The sequence below is a fragment of the Marinomonas sp. HM11-D genome (assembly GCF_057626615.1).
The window spans coordinates 1-1,272 of sequence record NZ_JBMMKT010000035.1 but is presented as its reverse complement, the minus strand read 5'-3'; the positions used below and the strand labels follow the sequence as shown (position 1 = coordinate 1,272).

Below are 1,272 nucleotides of genomic sequence, written 5' to 3'. Positions count from 1 at the left end.
GGGAACGTTCATGGCTATTGGCGATCAATAATTTCGCCAAAAACAACTCACCACCAAAGCCATGAACGCGACCGCTATATTGAACAAAATCTTGCCCATTGTCAGCCCCAACATGCATAAAACTCGACGCAAAGCGCTATCAGCATGCGTTCTTAGTTTAGCGCAAGGCAGCCTTTGCACTGTGACCAGTATTGGCCGAGGGATCCAGTCAAACGCCTACGAGAAACACCGAATTAAACGCTCCGATCGCTTACTGTCTAACCCTAACCTGCGCCGAGAATCTATTTCTCTTTATGCCTATATTTGTAAGCTCTTTATCGTCCGAGCACGTCCAATTATCAGTGTAGATTGGTCTGACTTAGATGCTCGTGGACAATACTTCTTAATTCGTGCGAGTGCTGCATTTGAGGGGCGATCGATTACTCTCTATGAAGAGATTCATGACAAAAGCACTAAAGAAAAGCAAAAAACACATCAGAAGTTTTTACAGGTTCTTAAAGCGCTTCTTCCAGTTAAAGCGAAGCCCATCATAGTGACTGATGCAGGCTTTAAAACGCCGTGGTTAGACGAAGTAATCAAGCAAGGATGGGATTATGTTGGTCGAGTTCGGAAGCCTCGTAAGTACTATGACAGCACTCAGAACACTTGGCATTGCATATCTAAGTTGTACCCAAAAGCAAGCGGTAACCCCATATCGCTAGAGTTAACCCATCGCAACTCGTCTCCAATAACAAATCAGTTTGTACTTTATAAAAGCTCATACAAAGGCCGTCAGTCGATCACTCAAAAAGGGCAAAAACGCAAATCTGGCACTTCTTTAAAAGCTGCCAGAGGCGCTAAGGATCCTTGGTTGCTGATATCGACTCTCCCTGTAAACCGCCACTTTGCCAAGCGATGCGTCAAAATTTACGAAACTCGAATGCAAATTGAAGAAGGTTTTCGTGATCTAAAGAGCAGCCGATTCGGACTTGGGTTTGAGTTAAGTTATACATTTAAAATAGAGCGACTGATTAATTTAATGCTACTTACCACTCTTACTGCGATCTTGCTTATTTTAGTAGGCAAAGTCATCGAGCTATCAGGCTATGCGAAGCGTTTCCAGGTGAATACGATTCGCAAGCGAAGAGTCCTGTCTCACTTCTATCTTGGAAAGCGAGCTGTTATGACCCGCTTCCAGATATCAAAAAATGAGTGGAGGGACGGCATCAGGCAGTTGCTCCAACAGCTGGAGCAAAGGGTCTGATCATGAGTAAATTTGTGGGGATACCTCAG

At 44.3% G+C, this 1,272-nt stretch carries 1 protein-coding gene; it reads left to right on the top strand.

Annotated elements, in window-relative coordinates; all coding sequences use genetic code 11:
• Positions 1-181 precede the first annotated feature (181 nt).
• Entirely contained in the window at positions 182-1,243 is a 1,062-nt protein-coding gene (locus ACOSVP_RS18550; protein ID WP_487348972.1) for an IS4 family transposase, read from the top strand.
• Positions 1,244-1,272 lie beyond the last annotated feature (29 nt).